Below are 17,322 nucleotides of genomic sequence, written 5' to 3' on the forward strand. Positions count from 1 at the left end.
GCCCCCATCGGCCTCGTCCCCTTCGGGCCTCGTCCCATCACGCCACCTCCGGCCGGCCGCCGCCGCGCGCCGCCCGGGGGGAGAGGAGCGCGAACAGGACGAGCGCGCCCTGGAGCACGCCCGACAGCGAGGACTCCAGCCCGAGGGTCATCGGGAGCTCCAGGCTGCCGACGTTGAGCGCGCTGAAGAACAGGGCGATCGGCGCGACGAGCGCGGCGCGCCGCCCGGCGAGCATCACCACGAGCAGCGAGAGGAAGCCGAGGTTGCTCGAGATGCTCGGGATGAGCCGGTGGAACGTGCCGAGCACCTGCAGCGCGCCGGCGACGCCGGCGAGCGCGCCGGAGACCGCGAACGCGAGGAGCACCTGCCGCGCCGCGAGCACGCCGAGCACCTCCGCGGCCGGCGGGCTCAGCCCCACCGCCCGCAGCCGGAGCCCGAGGTGGGTCCGCCCGAGCACGACCGCCGTCCCGAGGAGCGAGAGGACCCCGAGCAGGAGCGCTGCGGGGCTGAGATCGGTGCCGCCCAGCGTGGAGAGCCGGAGCGCGCCGTCGAGCGGCTCGGTGCCGGCCATGGAGGCGACGCCAGGGCGCTTCCACGGGCCGAAGACGAGGTACAGGACCAGCCCCTGGGCCACGAAGTTCATGCCGAGGCCCGCGAAGATCTCGCTCACCCGGACCCGCGTGTGCAGCGCGCCGGTGAGGGCGCCCCAGAGCACCCCGCCGATCGCGCCCGCGCCGACGCAGAGCGCGACCACGGCGCCCGCCGGGAGGTGCGGCCACAGGGCGCGCGCCGCGCCCGTGGCGCAGACGGCGCCCAGGACGAGCTGCCCCTCGACGCCGAGGTGGTACAGCCCGGCGCGAAACGTGAAAAGCAGGCCGCTCCCACAGAGGAGCAGCGGCGCCAGCGTGACGAGCACCCGCGCGGCGCGATCCGTGGAGCCGAACGCGCCCTGCCACAGGCCCGCGGCCACAGCCGCCGGCGAGGCGCCGAGGAGCGCGCAGAGGCCCGCCACGAGCGCGAACGCCAGGGCGAGCGGTGCGAGGCGAAGGAGGAGGGCTACGGCCCCGCGGCGCGGCGCGCGGCGCGCGGCGGGCTCGGCCGGGGCGCTCGGTTCGGCGCTCATCGGTCGGACCCCGCAGGCGCCGGGGGCGGCGCAGGTGCACAAGGCGCCGAGGGCAGGGCGGCGCCGTCGAGCTCGCCGCCGATCATCCGCCCGAGCCGGTCCAGCGTGAGGTCGGCGACGCCGACGGGCGGCGAGACGCGCCCGCCGCTGAACACGAGGACGCGATCGCTGTAGCGCATCAGCTCGTCGAGGTCGGACGACGCGAACAGGAGCGCCGCGCCGGCACGGCACCGCGCGAGGAGCTGCTCCCAGACCCAGCGCGCCGACGCGATGTCGAGCCCCCGGGTCGGCTGCTCCAGAAGGAGCAGCGCGAGGCCCGCGGGGAGGAGCGCGAGCTGGGTGCGCTGCTGGTTGCCGCCGGAGAGCCGTTCGACGGGCGTGTCGGGCCGGCCCCGGATCCGGAGCGCCTCGATCGCCCGCTCGGCGGCGCGCCGGATCTCCCGCGGGCGCAGGAAGAGCCCGGGCCGCGGCGCGCGCAGCGCGACGTGCTCCTCGATGGAGAGGCCCGCGATGAGGCCCTCGCGACGGCGATCGGCGGGCAGGTAGCCCACGCCGGCGCGCAGGAAGGCCGGGTAGGGGCGGCCGGTCAGGTCGGCCCCGCCCACGACGACGCGTCCCCGCCGCGCCCGGAGCAGCCCCGCGCAGGCGCGCAGCAGGAGGCGCTGGCCGCTCCCCTCGAGGCCCGCGAGCCCGATCACCTCGCCGCGGCGGACGGCCAGGTGGGCGATGCGCACGTCGAGCCGGTGATCGCCGAACGCCACGCCCTCGAGGGCGAGCGCCACGCCGCCATTCGGCTCCGCGCCGCCACTCGGCTCGGGCAGGCGCTCCAGGGGCGCGAGCGCAGCGCCTTCCTCAGGGGACCGCTCCTGAGGCGCACGCGCCTCGCCGAACATCAGCGCGACGAGACGATCGGCCCCGGCCGGCATCTCCGCCTCTCCCGCCACCTTGCCGTGCCTCAACACCGTCACGCGATCGCAGAGCGCCTCGACGTCCGAGAGCTTGTGCGACACGAGGACGATCGCCTTGCCGTCCGCCTTGAGCCGCCGCAGCGCGGAGAACAGGGCCTCCTGCTGCGCCCCGGAGATCCCGGTCGTGGGCTCGTCCAGGAGCAGCGCGCGGACGCCCAGCGAGAGGAGCCGCAAGAGCTCGATCTGCTGGCGCTCCCCGAGGGTGAGCCGGGCGACGTGCTCGTCCGGGTCGACGGAGAAGCCGAAGCGCGCCGCGAGCGCGAGCAGCTCCTCGCGCGCCGCGCGCCGGGGGAGGAAGACGCCCGCGCCGGCCGCGCGGGGCCGGGCGACCAGGTAGCTCTCCAGGACGGTGAGCGGCGGGAAATCGAGCGGCTCCTGGTGGAGCACGCCGACGCCGGCGGCGAGCGCTTCCGCCGGGCTCGCGAGCGCCACCGGGCGGCCGTCGAAGAGCAATCGGCCCGCGTCCGGGCGGAGGAGCCCGCCCAGGATGCGGAGGAGCGTGCTCTTGCCGGCGCCGTTCTCACCGAGCAGCCCGTGGACGGCGCCAGCCTGGATCGTCAGCGACACGCCGTCGTTGGCCTTGACCGGGCCGAACCGCTTCGCGACGCGCTCGATCTCGATCCGCATGGATCACCGCCAGGAGACGGCTACTTGCTCGGCCCGGTGATCCCCCGGACCAGCTGCGGCAGGTACCAGATCTGCTGGGGCGTCGCGGCCTCGCCGTCCTTCAGGAACTCGGTGCCGTCCTGGAACTTGAGCGGCCCCTTGAAGAGGTCGAGCCCGTTGGCGAGCTCGATGACGAACGCGCCGAGCGGCGCCTGCGCCTCTCCCAGCGCGGCGCCAGGCCCGAAGCCGACGACCGACGACTCGCCGTTCAGGTCGCGGAAGTCCGGCCCTCGCCAGACGAACTCGCTCGCGTACTTGCCCGCGCGCGCCTTCTCGATCGCGTCGCGGTAGAGCGGCGCCCAGTTGTAGTACGCGACGCCGAGGCAGCTCTCCGGCGCCAGGTCGCAGCCGGCCCTGTGGTCGTAATGGACGTACTTGACCTTCTTGCCCGCGCCGCTCGCCTTCTTGGCCTGCAGCGCGGCCTCGGGCGTGTCGAGCCCGGTCATCAGCACGTCGAAGCCGCCGCCGATGAAGTCGTCCGACACCTTGGTGGGGTCGAGGGTGACGCCCGGGATGTTGAACCAGAAGCCGATCCACGTGACCTTGAACGTGAGGTCCTCCGGCTTCTTCTTCTGGTACTTCTCCCAGCAGTACCGCGCGCCGAGGTACGCCGCGGTGACCAGCCGGCGGGTCTCGTCGTTCACGAGCGGGCCGACATACCCGATCTTGCCCGTCTCGGTGCCGAGCGCCGCGGCGCACCCGGCGACGTGCTGGGCCGTCTCGATACGCCCCATGAGGTTGCCCAGGTTGGGCTGGGGCTTGTGGTTCTTGCCCTCCTTCCAGGCGTAATCGCCGGAGATATGGATGACCGTGACCTCCGGGTGCTTGCGCGCGGTCTCGAGGGCGTCGTCCTTGTAATCGTCGGAGTTGTAGACGACGAACCGCGCGCCCCGGGAGATGAGATCGTCCGCGACCTGGGAACCCTTCACGTTCGGGCGGTCGGCCGGGTTCACCTTGTCGACATACTCGAAGCCGACGTCCGGCATCTTGGCGAGCACCGACCGGATGCCGTCGTGATGGGCCTGGTTCCACCCTTTGTCGTTGTAGGGGCCGACCAGCACCATGCCGACCTTGTATGCGGCGGCCGGCGCCGCGGGCGCAGCGCTCGCCGGCGCCGCGGCGCTGGGGCCGGAGGTCTTCTCCGACGGCGGGCTCGTGCTCGTCGAGGAGCCCTGGCACGCGCCGGCCAGCAGCGACAGCGCGATGGTGAGGGCGGCGGGCGGGCGGGCAGCGGGGCGCGGGACAGCGAGGGACGCGGGCGACTTCGGCGAGCGAGGTGTCACCGAGGCATCGTGGGCGGGAATGTCGCAGGGTGTCAAGAACCGCCGAGACGGACGACGCCGAGCGCAGGTGCTGGGCGTCGTCCGCGTTTCACTGCGGTATCACGATCACGTCTTCGCAGGTGAAGTCGACCCCCAGGGCCGCTTCGGGGTCCGACTGGATCGTGGCGCACGTGCTGTCGCAGAGCACGATCTGGGTCGGGTTCGCGGCGCTGTCGTAACGCCAGGCGTTCTCGCTCGCGCACTCCTGGTCGTAGGAGAGCGCCGTCGGGTTACCTCCGCCGCTCTGGTACGTCACGCGGACCCGCTGCGCGTCGAAGCTCCGCCCGTCGGGAGCGGGCGGGATCTCGACCGTGCAGGAGACCGAGGCGCCGCGGATCGCGTCGATCGCCGCCTTGAAGGCGGCCGAGGTCGCCCCGGGATTGCCCGTGTCGATCAGGTAGGCTTGCTCCGTCCCGCCCGCGTCGGCGATCTGGTGCAGGTTGTCGAGGTCGTGCGGGGCGCCCTCGATCGGGGGGTTGTCGACGCCGATGACGTACGTCGGGACGCCGTCCGCGAGCGCGCCGGCCGCGGCGTCCGACACGCCATCGATCCTGTTGGCCTCCGTGCCGCAGCCCGCAGGATAGCCGTCCGTGACGAGGACGATGGCGTACCTGCCGGGCGTGGCCTGCCGCTGGCTTTCGACGTACGAGATCGTCCCCTGCATGACGAACAGCGTCGGCGTGCCGCCGCGCCAGTCGGCGCTGGTGGCCGGGGTGACGGCCGTGATCGCCTCCTCGAAGCGCGCAGAGGGCAGCGGCGTCATCGGGACCTCCGGTCTCTCGTAGGTGTCGGCCGCGCACTTCTCGTCGCGGTCCTCGTCCTCGCTCGGAAAGAACCTGAGCGACGCGTTGATGCCCTCGGACAGGGGATCACTGAAGAACTGCTTCGTCGCCGCCACGACGGGATCCCACTTGAGCTCCTTGTCGTACCAGGGCTCGTCGCCCATGCCCATGCTGCCGGACACGTCGAACGCGAAGGCGAGGTACACGGGCTGGAGGTCGGCGCTGGCCGACTGGGTGGCGCACGCCCCACCTTGGCCCGAGGAGCTGCCGTTGCTCGAGGAGCCGCCTTGCCCCGAGGAGCCGCTTGCGCCCGGACCACCCGATCCGAAATCGCCGCTCGTGCTCTGGGAGCTCCCCTGGCCAGAGCCCCCGCTCCCCGGGCCGCCGCTCTGCGAGCTCTCATCGCCGTCGCTGGCACCATTGCCCCCACATCCAACGCCAATCGCACCCACTGTCAGCAACGCAATGGCCATCGTGGGCAATCTCATAAGTCGAACCCTCCATGAAGCGCGGCCGGGCGCGTGTCGCCGGCGCCAAAGCCGTCGATTCTGCGTGAGACACCCGGAGCAGACACGGCCTTGAAGCTCGCTCCCGGTGCTCGCCATCCGGGAAGCATAGCTGACCAACATGGCAGCCGGACGACGCACGGATCAGAAATGCTGCTTTCCGCCAACGCGGTCCGGCAATGGGTTGCCGCGGCCCAGCATTCCTTGAAGTGTGGTCTCCTCTCTCACCACAGCTCGGTGCGCGACGCCCGGTGTATGGAAGGGGCTGAGAGCGCCGGCTCTGGTGGGCAACGTTGTCGACCAGGCGGACCTTGGCGCCGGACGAGAACGGCGCCGCGCCGGGCTTGGGTCGGGCGCATCCGCGGCCGTGATCGCGGCGTGCAAGCAGCCTGTCTCGTCAGCACGGTTGCAGGATGGGGCACGGACTATGCCTTCCTCCAGGCGGGCGATCTTCATGTCATCGAGCGACGCAAATCATGAGGATGCGCCCGGCCTCGAACGCGCCGCGGACGGCAGCAATGCCGTGGCCGCCCGCCCGCCGCCCTCGCCGCGCCCTGCCGATCGGGTTCGCGTCCTCCTGCCCTTCTCGCTGACGATCGCTGCGGGGCTCGCCGTCGTCCTGCCGGCGACGTTGCCGGCGCCCGCCCGGATCGCGCTCTTCGCCGTGCTGCTGGCGATCATCCTCTGGTCGACAACGTCGCTCGACGTGGCGTACGTCGGGCTCGGCGCGGCGCTGCTCCTCCTCCTGACCGGCGTCAGCCCCCAGGAACGGCTCTTCGACTCCCTCGCGTCCGACGTCATCTGGTTGATGATCGGCGCGTTCATCCTGGGCGGCGCGGTCGAGCAGTCCGGCCTGGCGATGCGGCTGGCCCAGCGCGTGGTCGAGCGCGCTCGCACCGTGCGCGGCCTGTTCTGGTGCTTGACGGCCGTGCTCATCCCCTCGTCGCTCTTCGTCCCGTCGGTCTCCGGCCGCGCCGTGATCGCCATTCCCATCTTCCGCAGCATCTCTTCCATCACGGCGGATCCGCGCATCACCCGTGCCCTCGCGCTGCTGTTCCCCGCGGTGATCCTGGTCAGCACCATCGGCTCGCTGGTCGGCGCGGGGTCTCACCTCGTGGCGAACCAGCTGCTGAGCCAGGTCACCGGCCGTCGGCTGTCCTTCGGCGAGTGGGTCCTCTACGGGATGCCGTTCGGCATGGTGGCCAGCGGCGCCGCCTGCGCGGTCATCATGGCGCTCTTCCTCGACGGCGAGCGCCGCGGGCGATGCATCCGGGTTCCCCGGCGCCCGCGAGGCTCCTTGTCGCGATCGGAGCGGATCACCCTGGCTGTCGGCGCGACGATGGTCGTTCTCTGGCTCTCGGAGCGGTGGCACGGCTACGAGAGCGCCACGGTCACGCTGGCCGGCGCGCTCGCGCTCACGGCGCCTGGCAGCGCGCTCCGCTGGAAGGAAGGCGTGAAGGCGGTCGACTGGAACCTCCTCCTCTTCGTCGCAGCAGCGCTCGTCCTGGGAGGAGCGCTGATCGACACGGGCGCATCCGGCTGGCTCTTTCAGGCGCTGCTCCGCAACAGCGGTATCGAGAGCGCCAGAGGGCACCTGTTCTTCGTCGTGGCGGTCGGCGTGATGTCGCTGACGTCCCATCTCTACCTCACCTCCCACGTCGCTCGCATCGTCGCGCTCGGCCCCATCTTGCTGCAGCTCGCCGCCGATCGCGATCTCGACCCCGCGGCGGTCCTCTTCATCGGCACGGTCGGCATCGACTACTGCCTGACGTTCCCGGTGAGCTCCAAGGCGCTCCTGATGTTCCAGGGGCTCGACGGAGAGACGTTCCGCCCGGCGGATCTCCTGCTCCTCAGCGCCGTCATGCTCCCGATCCACCTGGCGTCGATCGCCGTCTTTTACTTCACCTACTGGCGCTGGATGGGGCTCGCGCCATGACGAGCCCCCTGCGCATCCTGATCGCTCCGTCGGGCTTCAAGGAATGCCTGGATGCGGAGCAGGTCGCCGAGGCCATCGCGACGGGCATCCGGCGCGCGTTGCCGGAAGCGCGCCTCCTGAAGGCGCCGCTCACGGACGGCGGCGAGGGCTTCACCCGGGCGCTGGTCAAGGCGACGGGCGGCTCCTTGCACCCCGCGATCGTGACAGGCCCGCTGGGCCAGCCTGTCGCGTCCCATTTCGGCTTCCTCGGCGGCGCCGGAGCACGGACGGCGGTGATCGAGATGGCCGCTGCCGCCGGGCTTCGCCTCGTCCCGCGTCACGCGCGCAACCCGATGGCCACGACGACGCGCGGCGTCGGCGAGCTGATCCGCGCCGCGCTCGACGCGGGCGCGGAGCGGCTGCTCCTCGGTTGCGGCGACTCCGGCACCAACGACGGCGGGGCGGGCATGGCCCAGGCGCTGGGCATCCGCCTGCTGAACGCGGCGGGGATCGAGATCGGAGCGGGAGGAGGAGCGCTGCTGGAGCTCGACCGCATCGACCCTTCAGGCAGGGACTCCCGCATTCCCCGCGTGCAGATCGAGGTGGCGTGCAACTGGCGCAACGTCCTCTGCGGTCCTGGCGGCGTGGCGCGCGTGTTCGGCCCGCAGAAGGGCGCCTCCCCGGAGATGGTCGCGCGGCTGGAGGCGGCCCTGGAGCGCTATGCCGCCATCATCGCGCGCGACGTGGGCGTGGACGTGAGGACCATGCCGGGAGGAGGCGCCTCCGGAGGCCTCGGCGCGGGGCTCCATGCCCTGCTGAAGGCGACGCTCTTGCCTCGCTACGATGTCCTCGTCCGCTACCTGGACCTGGACGGCCTCCTGCGCGACGCGGATCTCGTCGTCACCGCGGAGGGGGGGCTCGACGCCCGGACCTCGCGCGGCAAGATGCCGGCGGAGCTGGCCAGACGCGCAAAGCACTTCAGGCTGCCGGTCATCGCTCTGGCAGGGACCATCGACGAGGATGCGCGCGTGAACTACGCGTGCGGCATCGACTCGTTCTCGTCGATCCTCGAGGCTCCATGCACGCTGTCCGAGGCCATGGATCGTGCACCCTTCCTGATCGCGAACGCGGCCGAGAACGCGCTGCGCTACATCCTCATCGGCCGAGGTCTCCCCGGGCTCCGCAAGGCGCGCGGGCATCCGCGTCCACGCGCGCGGGCGGGCTGACCCGACCTGGGCCGGTCAAGACACCTCGGCCTCGGCCTCGGCTGCGGCGGGCGGCGCCGGCGCGGCGGAGCGCGCGGGGCGGAGCGGGTGCGTCTCGACGCGCCAGATACCGTCGTCCGTCAGGCGGATCGCCGCGAACCTGGCGACGCCGTCGAGGTGGCCGTCGGTCTCGTGGCCGAGCGTCGACGAGGGGTGCGCGTACACGCCGACGCGACCGCCGCTCTTCGAGCGGTAGTGGCCGAAGAACGCGAGGTGCTTGTGCCCGTGGAGCACGAGCGCGCTGTTCTTCTTCGGGTTCTTCTGCTGATACGCCGCGAGCATCTCGAGGAGGCGCGGGCCATCCATGGCGATCATGAACGTGTCGTTGAGCGAGATCGGCCCCGCGAGGCGCGCCACGTGGTGGTGGAGCAGCACGATGACCGGGCCGGACCCCCGCCGGAGCGCGCGGGCGAGGCGCCGTAGCTGAGCGCCGCCGATCTGCCCGATCGCGTTCGACCCCACGAACCGCGACCTGTAACGGTTGGAGTTGAGGCCGAAGATCCGGATACCGCCCCCGAGATCGAGCCGCCTCGGATACAGGCCGGCGATCGCGCGCAGCCGCCGCCGCGCGCGCTTGCGGGCCGGGACGTGCAGGGGAGGCTGGAAGGGGCCGCGCTCCACGCGGGTGAGCACCTCGATGAAGCGCTGCTCGCGCTCCGCCCGCTTCGTGAGGTAGGGGTCGGGCGACGTGCCGAGGTTGATGGCGACATCGTGGTTGCCGGGCACCATGAGCACCTGCGAGGAGGCCGGGATGCCGGAGAGCGCCGCCTCGAGCTCGTCCCACTGCGCCTCTTCCCCGAGATCGGTCATGTCGCCCGTCAGCGCGACGAGCGGCGGCTTCATGGCGGCGATCTCCGCCACGAGCCGCCGGAGGCGGCCTGTCAGCTCGGCGGTGTCGGGGCGAGGGGCCCCTTCCGGCCACGCGGCGGAGCCCTCCTCGATCTCGTACGGCTCGCGGCCGCCCGCCGTGATGTGGAGATCGGAGATCTGGCAGAGGACGAGCCGCCCGCCGGGGATCGCGTCGCCAGGATCGGGGAAGAGCGTCGCCGCGCCGCCATACCGCAGGATCACGCGGGTCGCCTCGCCCAGGGCGGACGCGAGCCAGGCATAGAGCGAGAGCCCGAGCGCGAGCGCGGCGAGCGCCGTGCACACGGCCAGGACGAGCGCGGCCCCGCCGCCGAAGGAGAGCCTGCCGCCCGCGGGGAACCAGGACGCGAGGAAGGAGAGGAACGACCCGTCCAGCCACGAGGAGAGCCAGGCGGGGACGCCGACCTCGAGGGCGTACACGGCGAGCCCGCCGGCGCCGCAGGCCGCGGCGAGGAGGACGAGCAGCAGGATCAGGCGATCGCGGACGACGTCGATGACGTCGACCACCTCGCCGAGCCTCCCCCGGAACGACGAGCGGAAGTAGCGGCTCCCGTAGGAGATCTTCTTCCATGTCTCCGGCCGCCACACGCGGCCTTGGCTCGCGACGCTGGAGACGACGAGGGCCGGGGTGATGACCAGCGCGAACAGGACGAGGACCGGCAAGAGCGCCAGGTAGAGGACTCGGAGGGCCGCCCTTCGCGCCATGCCTCATTTGACGTGCCCCGGGCAGGACCGTCAAGGAGCCGCTCGGGCCGCGAGCGCCCTGAAAGTTGCCGGAATCGATGGATGCTCGTAGCAGTAAGCGCGAGCTCGCGCGCTGATGTCCTGCACCGAGACGCCGATAGAGCCGGCCTGCGCCCTGCGATCACCCGCGCCGAGCGACCCGCCGCCGGCGCTCTCGACCGGCCCGCGCGCGGCGCCTGCGCGCCGGCGTGGCAGGGCCGCGGCCCTCGTCGCCGCGGGCGCCGCCGGCGCGGGGGCGGCCGTGTGGACAAGCGCGGCCGTGGCCGTGTGGACCGGGGCGCCCGCGACGGCGGCGCGCAGCGCGGCGCCGCTCGTGGCGAGCGCGCTGCCGGAGCGCGCGCCGACGGCGCCACCAGAGCGCGTGACGCTCACGGCGGATGACGAGGACGCCGAGCCCGGCACGCTGGAAGAGCAGCGCCTCCGGCTGTTCGCGCGGATGCGGCGCGAGCTCGCGCTCCCCGACGAGGCGATGCGGCAGGTCGAGGCGATCTTCGCGGCGTCGACGGTGCTCGGCCAGGGCAACCCCGCGCTGACGCGGCACCCGATGTCACGATCCGAGTGCCGTCGCACTCGAGCGCTCTCGGGCGTCGAGCCGGCGCGCGAGCCGGCCTGCGGCGCGCCGGGGATGGTGCCGCTCTTCGATCCCACGCGCGGTCAGACCGCGGCGGACGCCCCCGCGTGCATCGATCAGCTCGAGTTCCCGAACGTGCCCTGCGAGTACCCCGTCGTGCACGTCCGGGCCCGCGAGGCGGCGCTCCTGTGCAGGGCGGTCGGGAAACGGATCTGCGACGCGCACGAGTGGGAGGGGGCGTGCGCCGGCGCCCTCCGCGATCCGGACGTCGAGTACGAGTGGGCGCGCCCCCGGAACGAGGCGAGCTGGCACCACAACCTCCTGCGCGAGAAGGTGTGGAGCTACGGCCCCGCGAAGAACCACGCGCTCTGCGGGACGGGGAGCTCCCGCACGCCGGGCTGTCCAGGCGGCGGGTGGGACCGCTGCGGCTCCAACACGTATCCGGCCGGCGCGTTCCCCGCATGCCGGAGCAGCCTCGGTGTCTTCGATCTGCACGGCAACGTGGCCGAGCACATGAGCCTGCCCATCCTGCCCGAGGAGCTCGCGCGGCACGGCGATCGGGGCTTCACCGAGATGAAGGGCAGCTGGTTCGCGTTCTCGTCGATGGAGGTCCACGCCGACGACTGCCGCTTTCGCGCCCCCGACTGGCACGCGACGCGCCTCATGAGCAGGGGCAGCCACGCGAACTACCACCTTGGATTCCGCTGCTGCAAGGACATCACGCCGGCGGACGGCGCCGAGCGAGACGGGGGCGTCGACCACCAGGGCGCCAGGTGAATTCATCCACATAGATTTGACCACATGAGCCCACGTGCGCGCATTGGGTGGTCCATGGGCGCAGGATCTCGCTGACGCGGCTCGTTCCGAGCGCCCGCCGCGAAGTTGCGGTGGCGGAGGCAGACGATTACGGCCCGAGGCGATCGATTCGTGTCGTGCCTCCGTTGGGGCACAAACGGCGCAGCCTGAGCACGTCAGGCGCAGAGGGTCCGACGTCGTGCGCGGGTTGCGGCCCGGTCAGACGAGCGGCGGGGAGGCGCCGCGCGCCGTCGCCAGCGGGCCTCGTTCGGGCCTCGACGGCTCTCGTTCACGACGGCCGCGGTGCGGGCGGGAGCGCAGGGGCTCTGCTCGAAAGCCCGCGAGAGAGGCGTTGCGCGCGGCGCGCGGCGCCTGCCGCCGAGGCGTTGAGTTCGTCATCTCCAGCATGGGGCGCGCGGCCCGCGGGCGATAGGCCCTCCGATCGGGGGCCGTCCCGCCGGTCTCCGCGTTGAGAACACGGAAAACCAAGGCCGGCGTCGATCCAGAGAATGCCTTTTTGCGGACGCGTCAGGGCTGGTGACACGAGCTCGCAGCGGCAGTGTCTGCACACGAGGGCTGAGGCACACAGCCTGCTCTTCGATGAGCCCAGGGTGGCTCGGACCTTCCGGCCATCACGGGATATTGAGGAGGACAACACATGCTCTCGATTCATGGCAAGGTGCTGGGGCTCGCGGTGGTGATGGCGGCGCTGGGCACGGGGTGCGCCGTTGACGCGGTGAACGACGCGGATCTCGACGAGGCCAGCATCGACGAGGTCGAGCAGGTCGATTCGACCACCGAGGCGCTCGAGGCCGGCGCGTCGGCGAGGGGTGGGTATCAGGAGCCGTACGGTGGCAAGGGCGGGCCGATCGGCGCGCAGGGTCCCATGGACCTCGGCCAGGGGCCGGTCGGCGTGCAGGGACCGGCGGACCCCGGCCTGCAAGCGCCGATCGGCCAGATGGGGCAGGGGCCTGTCGGCCAGGGGCCGGTCGGGCAGGGGCCGGTCGGGCAGGGGCCCGTGGGCGGCGTGCCGGGAGTGGGCGGTATGCCGTTCGGCGGCATGCCGTTCGGTGGCTTCGGCGGCTTCGGCGGCTTCGGCGTGCCTGCCGCGATCATCACGAGTTGCACCACGTGCAACAACGTGTTCGCTCCCGACTGCTTTCCGTGCAACCCCTGCTGCCACCGGCCCTGCAACCCTTGCAATCCGGCGGGCATCGGCGGCCCGCTCAACGGCGGGTTCTCGGCCGGCCCCTGCGGTGGCGGGTTCCAGGGCCCCTGCAATGGCGGGTTCACGGGAGGCTGCGGCGGCAACGCCGGGTTCACGGGAGGCTGCGGCGGCAACGCCGGGTTCACGGGAGGCTGCGGCGGCAACGCCGGGTTCACGGGAGGCTGCGGCGGCAACGCCGGGTTCACGGGAGGCTGCGGCGGCAACGCCGGGTTCAGGCCGGGCTGCGGCATCTGGTAACTACGGGCCTCGGGCCTCGGCCGCTCGCGCCGGCCGCGGAGAGGGCGCGGGGCTCGGAGGCAACAAGCCCGGCGCCGCGCACCGGCCGCCACGGGAGCGCGTGAGTCGATCGCGCTCGATGGCCGATCTCGGGTCGGCCCATCGTCGCCGCTCTCCCGCGCAAGTTCCGCCAGCGCCGCCTCATGCTGACCACCTCGGCGGCCAGCGGACGGCAGGGACGTGACGGCAGCGCTCGAACGGCTGCAACGGCAGAGGCTGGGCCCGCGCCGGCGGGGGCGACCCATGTGAGGTGAGGTCGTCGCCGCCAGCGCGGGTCGCGGACGCAGGGGGGACGGCGCCACGCGGCCGTGCCCCCGCGGCCCGCGCGGGATGGCCGGCGATGATGGTGAGGTGAGACGCGCTGCGCCGCGGGAGCGCGGCGCGGCCCGCGAAATTGCGCGAATCGCGCGGAATTACACCTGAGTCCAGCGAGTCCGCGCCGGCGGCATGTGCCGCCTTCACGGGCGTTGCTACGCCGCGAGCGATCCCTTAGAGTGGCGCTAACGCTGTGATCGGCACGATCATCGACGGCAAATATCAGATTCGCAAGCTCCTCGGCGAGGGCGCCATGGGCTCGGTCTACGAGGCCGAGCACACGGGGACCGGCCGACGCTGCGCCGTGAAGGTGATCAGCTCGGCGGATCTCACCCGCGACCCGAAGGTCGTGAGCCGCTTCCAGCGCGAGGCGCGCGCGGCAGGCGCGATCGACACACAGCACATCACGCAGGTGCTCGACGCCGGCGTCGATCGCGGCTCGAACCTGCCGTTCCTCGCGATGGAGTTCCTCGCGGGCGAGGACGTCCACGAGCTCATCAAGCGGGTCGGCCCGCTCGCGCCCGACCTCGCGCTGCGCATCGTCGCGCAGTCGTGCATCGGGCTCCAGAAGGCGCACGAGGCGAGCGTCGTCCACCGCGACATCAAGCCGCACAACCTGTTCCTCGCGCGCCGCGACGCCGGCGAGATCCTCGTCAAGCTGCTCGATTTCGGGATCGCCAAGGTGAAGATGGACCGGGCGAACGAGACCGAGAGCGCCGATCTGACGCGCACCGGGAACCTGATCGGCTCGCCGCTCTACATGTCGCCCGAGCAGGCGCGCGGCCAGAAGGAGATCGACCACCGCACCGACCTCTGGTCGCTCGGCGCCGTGCTCTACCAGCTGCTGACCGGGCGGACGCCGTACCATCACATCACCGCGCTCGGTGAGCTGATCATCGCGATCTGCTCGGATCCTCCGCCGCAGGTGCAGGATTTCGCCCCGTGGGTGGCGCCCGAGATCGCGGCGATCGTGCATCGATGCCTCCTGCAGGCCCCCGGGCAGCGCTACCAGAGCGCGCAGGAGATGTTCGGCGCCATCCGGCCGCTCCTTCCGTACGGCTGGGGCATCCACGAGAGCATGCTCGTGCCGCTGCCGGAGGCCGTGCACCGGCAGTCCGCGCCGCGGCTCGCGATGAACGCGCCGCCCGCGAACCAGAGCGGCGCGTACGCAGCGGCCTCGCCGGCGAACCAGAGCGGCGGGTACCCCGCGATCTCGCCGGCGAATCATGGCGGTGTGTACGCAGCGACCGCGCCGGCGAACCAGAGCGGTGGGTATCCCGCGGTCCCGCAGGAGCACCGCGGAGGCTACTCGTCGTTCGCGCCTCCCCCGCTCCAGAGCGGGCCGCCGGCGGCGATCATTCCGGCCACCAACCACGCTGGCGCTGCGACGACGGGGGCGCTCACGCAGTCGCACCGCGGCACGCAGCCCGGCGTGCCGCGGGTGCCGGTGGTGGCCGGCGCCGCGCTCGCCGCCGCGGTCATCGCGGCCGGCGTTTACTTCATCAGCCGGCCGTCGTCGGAGCCGGTCGTGCAGCCGGAGGCGAAGGCGACCGTCGAGACGCTCCCGCCTGCGGCGGCCACGCCGACGTCGACCGCCCCGACGCCGTCGCCGGCCGCGACGCCGACGACGCCGGAGGTGGTCGCGGCGGTCGAGCCGCAGCCGAAGCGCGTTCAGGTCGTCATCCTGCCCGCCGACGCCTCGGTCGAGGTGGAAGGCAAGCGCGTGACGACGCGCAACGGGATCCTCGATATCACCGGGCCGCCCGGGAGCGTGCACAGGGTGCGCGTCTTCAAGAAGGGGGGCGGCGAGGCGATGGCCGACGTCGTGGTGACCGACACCGGCGCGTTGCCGCCGAAGGTCGAGCTCACGCCGACGTCGGGGAAGGGCGGTCCTGCGACGTCGGCGAAGAGCGCCACGGCCGCGCCGGCGACGGCGCCGCCCGCGCCCACGACCCCCAAGGGGATCATCGACAACACCGACGAGTTCGGAAAGTAGCAGCGGAGCGACAGGCTGAGTACGGTGCTCGATCGAATGGATCTGCGTACGCGGCGCGGCGGCTCTCATCTTCTCTCCCTCGCGCGGCGTCCCCGCGCAGCGCCGCGGCTGCGCGCGCTCTCGGCCGCGGTCGCGGTCGCGGTCGCCGCCGGACCGGCGCTCGCGCAGCCGGCGCCGCCGGTCACGGACGCCGCCACGCCGGTCAAGGAGGGCGCCGCGCCCGCCGTGGAAGCCGGCACGCCCGCCAGGGAAGGCGCAGCGCCGGCCACCGGGGCTGCGGTGCCGGTCGAGGAGGCGCCCGTCTCCGAGACGGACCGGCAGGTGGCGCGGCTCCACTTCGAGAAGGGGCTCACGCTGCTGCGCGAGGAGGCGTGGGGCCCTGCGCTCGCGGAGTTCCTCCTCTCGCGCAAGCTCTTCCCGACGCGCGTGGCCACGAACAACGCCGCGATCGCGCTGCGCAAGCTCCAGCGCTACGACGAGGCGCTCGAGATGTTCGAGACCTTCCTCCGCGATTTCACCATGTCGGCCGCCGAGCGCGCGGCCGCGCAGCGGGAGATCGCCGAGCTGCGGGCGCTCGTTGGGACGCTCGACATCACGAACGCGGAGCCCGGGGCGTCCATCGTGGTGAGCGGCGAGGAGCGCGGGCAGTACCCGCCCGTCAAGCCGATCCGCGTGGCGGCGGGCGCGCACGTCATCCGCGTCTTCAAGGAGGGCTACGAGCCGGTGGAGACGCGCGTCGACGTCGCCGGTGGGCAGACCGCCACGGTGAACGCGAAGCTCCGCAGGCTGACCCGCTCCGGCCGGCTGCGCGTGGTGGAGCGCGCCGGCAAGACGGTCGACGTGCTCGTCGACAACGTCGTCGTGGGGCAGACCCCGTGGATCGGCGCGCTGTCGGTCGGCGATCACATGGTGGCGCTGCGCGGCGCGGGGAAGCTCGGGACGCAGCCGACGGCGGCGCCCGTGAAGCCGCAGGAGCTCACGACGCTGTCGCTGCTCGCCGAGGATCTCGACGCGTCGTTGCGGGTCGACCCCACGCCGCCCGGCGCGAGCGTGTGGATCAACTCGGTCAACGTGGGCAACGGCGTCTGGCTCGGCCGGCTCAAGGCCGGCACGCACCGGGTCGAGGTGAAGGCCGACGGCTTCGTCACCGGGACGCGCACGGTGACCCTGCAGAAGGGCCAGCGCCAGAGCCTCGACATGGGGCTCGAGCGCGACGAGGACGCCGATATCTGGCGCAAGCCGCCGAAGATCACGCTCGACGTGAGCGCGTCGTTCCTGCTGGCGCCGACGCTGGGCGGCGAGATCACGGACGGCTGCAACTCGGGTTGCTCCACCTCGCTCGGCCTCGGCGGGCTCGGCATGATCCACGGCGGTTACGAGCTCGGCTCGGGGATCGGCGTCGGGATCGAGCTCGGCGGCCTGTTCGCGGCGCAGCAGCTCGACGAGCGCTCGGCGACGCTCAGGCCGGTCGGCTACCGGGATCCGCTCGACGGTACGGCGAGCGACACGCTCCGCCTGGGCGGCTTCCTGGCCGGCGCGACGTTCGGGTACCACTTCGACATCGGCGAGCGCTTCCCGGCCCTGCTCCGGCTGGGCGCGGGGGTGCTCGTCGGCGAGGTTCGCGACGAGCGGACCGGCAGGTTCAGGACGACCGGCGGGGAGTGGTTCAACACGTTCCCGGTGGTCGATTTCGCCTCGGCGACCTACTTCTACGCGGATCCTGAGGTGCGCCTCGGCCTGCGGCTCGGAGAGCGGTGGGAGGTGTCCGGCAGCCTGAAGCTGCTGCTGCTGATCGGCCTCAGCAAGCCGAAGTGGGACAGGACGATCGAGCTGTCCGCCTCGACGGACGGGATCGGCACCTACGAGCCAGAGTCGCTCATGGGTGATTTCGTCCTGATGTTCTCGCCCGGGGCGAGCCTGCGTTACCAGTTCTGACGACACCGCGCCGATGCGCCGGTGCGCGGCCCCGCGGCGTTGCGTGCG

General features: G+C 72.5%; 11 protein-coding genes and 1 pseudogene. 6 read left to right on the plus strand and 6 right to left on the minus strand.

What is annotated here, in order from left to right:
• Positions 1-37: 37 nt before the first annotated feature.
• The 5 genes and pseudogenes from WMF46_RS19450 to WMF46_RS19470 form a co-directional block, all read right to left on the minus strand.
• A complete protein-coding gene (locus tag WMF46_RS19450; RefSeq protein ID WP_437986975.1) occupies positions 38-1,123 on the minus strand; it encodes an ABC transporter permease in 1,086 nt (361 codons plus the stop codon).
• On the minus strand, positions 1,120-2,049 hold the full coding sequence (locus WMF46_RS19455) for an ATP-binding cassette domain-containing protein (RefSeq protein WP_437987914.1): 930 nt from the start codon (positions 2,047-2,049) through the stop codon (positions 1,120-1,122). The genes WMF46_RS19450 and WMF46_RS19455 overlap by 4 nt, the downstream gene beginning before the upstream one ends.
• A 174-nt stretch (positions 2,050-2,223) precedes the next feature.
• Positions 2,224-2,655 (minus strand): annotated as a pseudogene (locus tag WMF46_RS19460) (ATP-binding cassette domain-containing protein); the annotation flags it as partial.
• Between the two features lie 83 nt (positions 2,656-2,738).
• Positions 2,739-4,040 (minus strand): BMP family lipoprotein, encoded by a 1,302-nt coding sequence (locus tag WMF46_RS19465; protein ID WP_437986976.1) that lies wholly within the window; start codon positions 4,038-4,040, stop codon positions 2,739-2,741.
• Between the two features lie 88 nt (positions 4,041-4,128).
• On the minus strand, positions 4,129-5,349 hold the full coding sequence (locus WMF46_RS19470; RefSeq protein WP_437986977.1) for a vWA domain-containing protein: 1,221 nt from the start codon (positions 5,347-5,349) through the stop codon (positions 4,129-4,131).
• 445 nt (positions 5,350-5,794) lie between these two features.
• On the opposite strand from WMF46_RS19470, the gene WMF46_RS19475 reads away from it, so the two are divergent.
• Together WMF46_RS19475 and WMF46_RS19480 are read left to right on the plus strand one after the other, a co-directional pair.
• Positions 5,795-7,303 carry an SLC13 family permease gene (locus tag WMF46_RS19475; protein ID WP_437986978.1) on the plus strand — a complete coding sequence of 503 codons (1,509 nt, stop codon included), beginning with the start codon at positions 5,795-5,797 and terminating at the stop codon, positions 7,301-7,303.
• Positions 7,300-8,508: a glycerate kinase family protein gene (locus tag WMF46_RS19480; protein ID WP_437986979.1), complete on the plus strand. Its 1,209-nt coding sequence runs from the start codon at positions 7,300-7,302 to the stop codon at positions 8,506-8,508. Before WMF46_RS19475 ends, WMF46_RS19480 begins: the two co-directional genes overlap by 4 nt.
• A gap of 15 nt (positions 8,509-8,523) precedes the next feature.
• On the opposite strand, the gene WMF46_RS19485 is transcribed toward WMF46_RS19480, so the two are convergent.
• Positions 8,524-10,119, minus strand: coding sequence for a metallophosphoesterase family protein (locus WMF46_RS19485; protein WP_437986980.1), 1,596 nt, complete (start codon positions 10,117-10,119; stop codon positions 8,524-8,526).
• A gap of 115 nt (positions 10,120-10,234) precedes the next feature.
• Between WMF46_RS19485 and WMF46_RS19490 the strand changes: the two genes are divergently transcribed.
• From WMF46_RS19490 to WMF46_RS19505, 4 genes are all read left to right on the plus strand, one after another.
• Positions 10,235-11,506, plus strand: coding sequence for an SUMF1/EgtB/PvdO family nonheme iron enzyme (locus WMF46_RS19490; RefSeq protein ID WP_437986981.1), 1,272 nt, complete (start codon positions 10,235-10,237; stop codon positions 11,504-11,506).
• Between the two features lie 676 nt (positions 11,507-12,182).
• Positions 12,183-12,989, plus strand: coding sequence for a hypothetical protein (locus tag WMF46_RS19495; RefSeq protein ID WP_437986982.1), 807 nt, complete (start codon positions 12,183-12,185; stop codon positions 12,987-12,989).
• A gap of 547 nt (positions 12,990-13,536) precedes the next feature.
• Positions 13,537-15,339 carry a serine/threonine protein kinase gene (locus WMF46_RS19500; protein WP_437986983.1) on the plus strand — a complete coding sequence of 601 codons (1,803 nt, stop codon included), beginning with the start codon at positions 13,537-13,539 and terminating at the stop codon, positions 15,337-15,339.
• A 36-nt stretch (positions 15,340-15,375) separates the two neighbouring features.
• Positions 15,376-17,274 carry a PEGA domain-containing protein gene (locus WMF46_RS19505; RefSeq protein WP_437986984.1) on the plus strand — a complete coding sequence of 633 codons (1,899 nt, stop codon included), beginning with the start codon at positions 15,376-15,378 and terminating at the stop codon, positions 17,272-17,274.
• The last annotated feature ends 48 nt before the right edge of the window (positions 17,275-17,322 follow it).

Source organism: Sorangium sp. So ce117 (genome assembly GCF_051524395.1).
Taxonomy (GTDB): domain Bacteria; phylum Myxococcota_A; class Polyangia; order Polyangiales; family Polyangiaceae; genus Sorangium; species Sorangium cellulosum_B.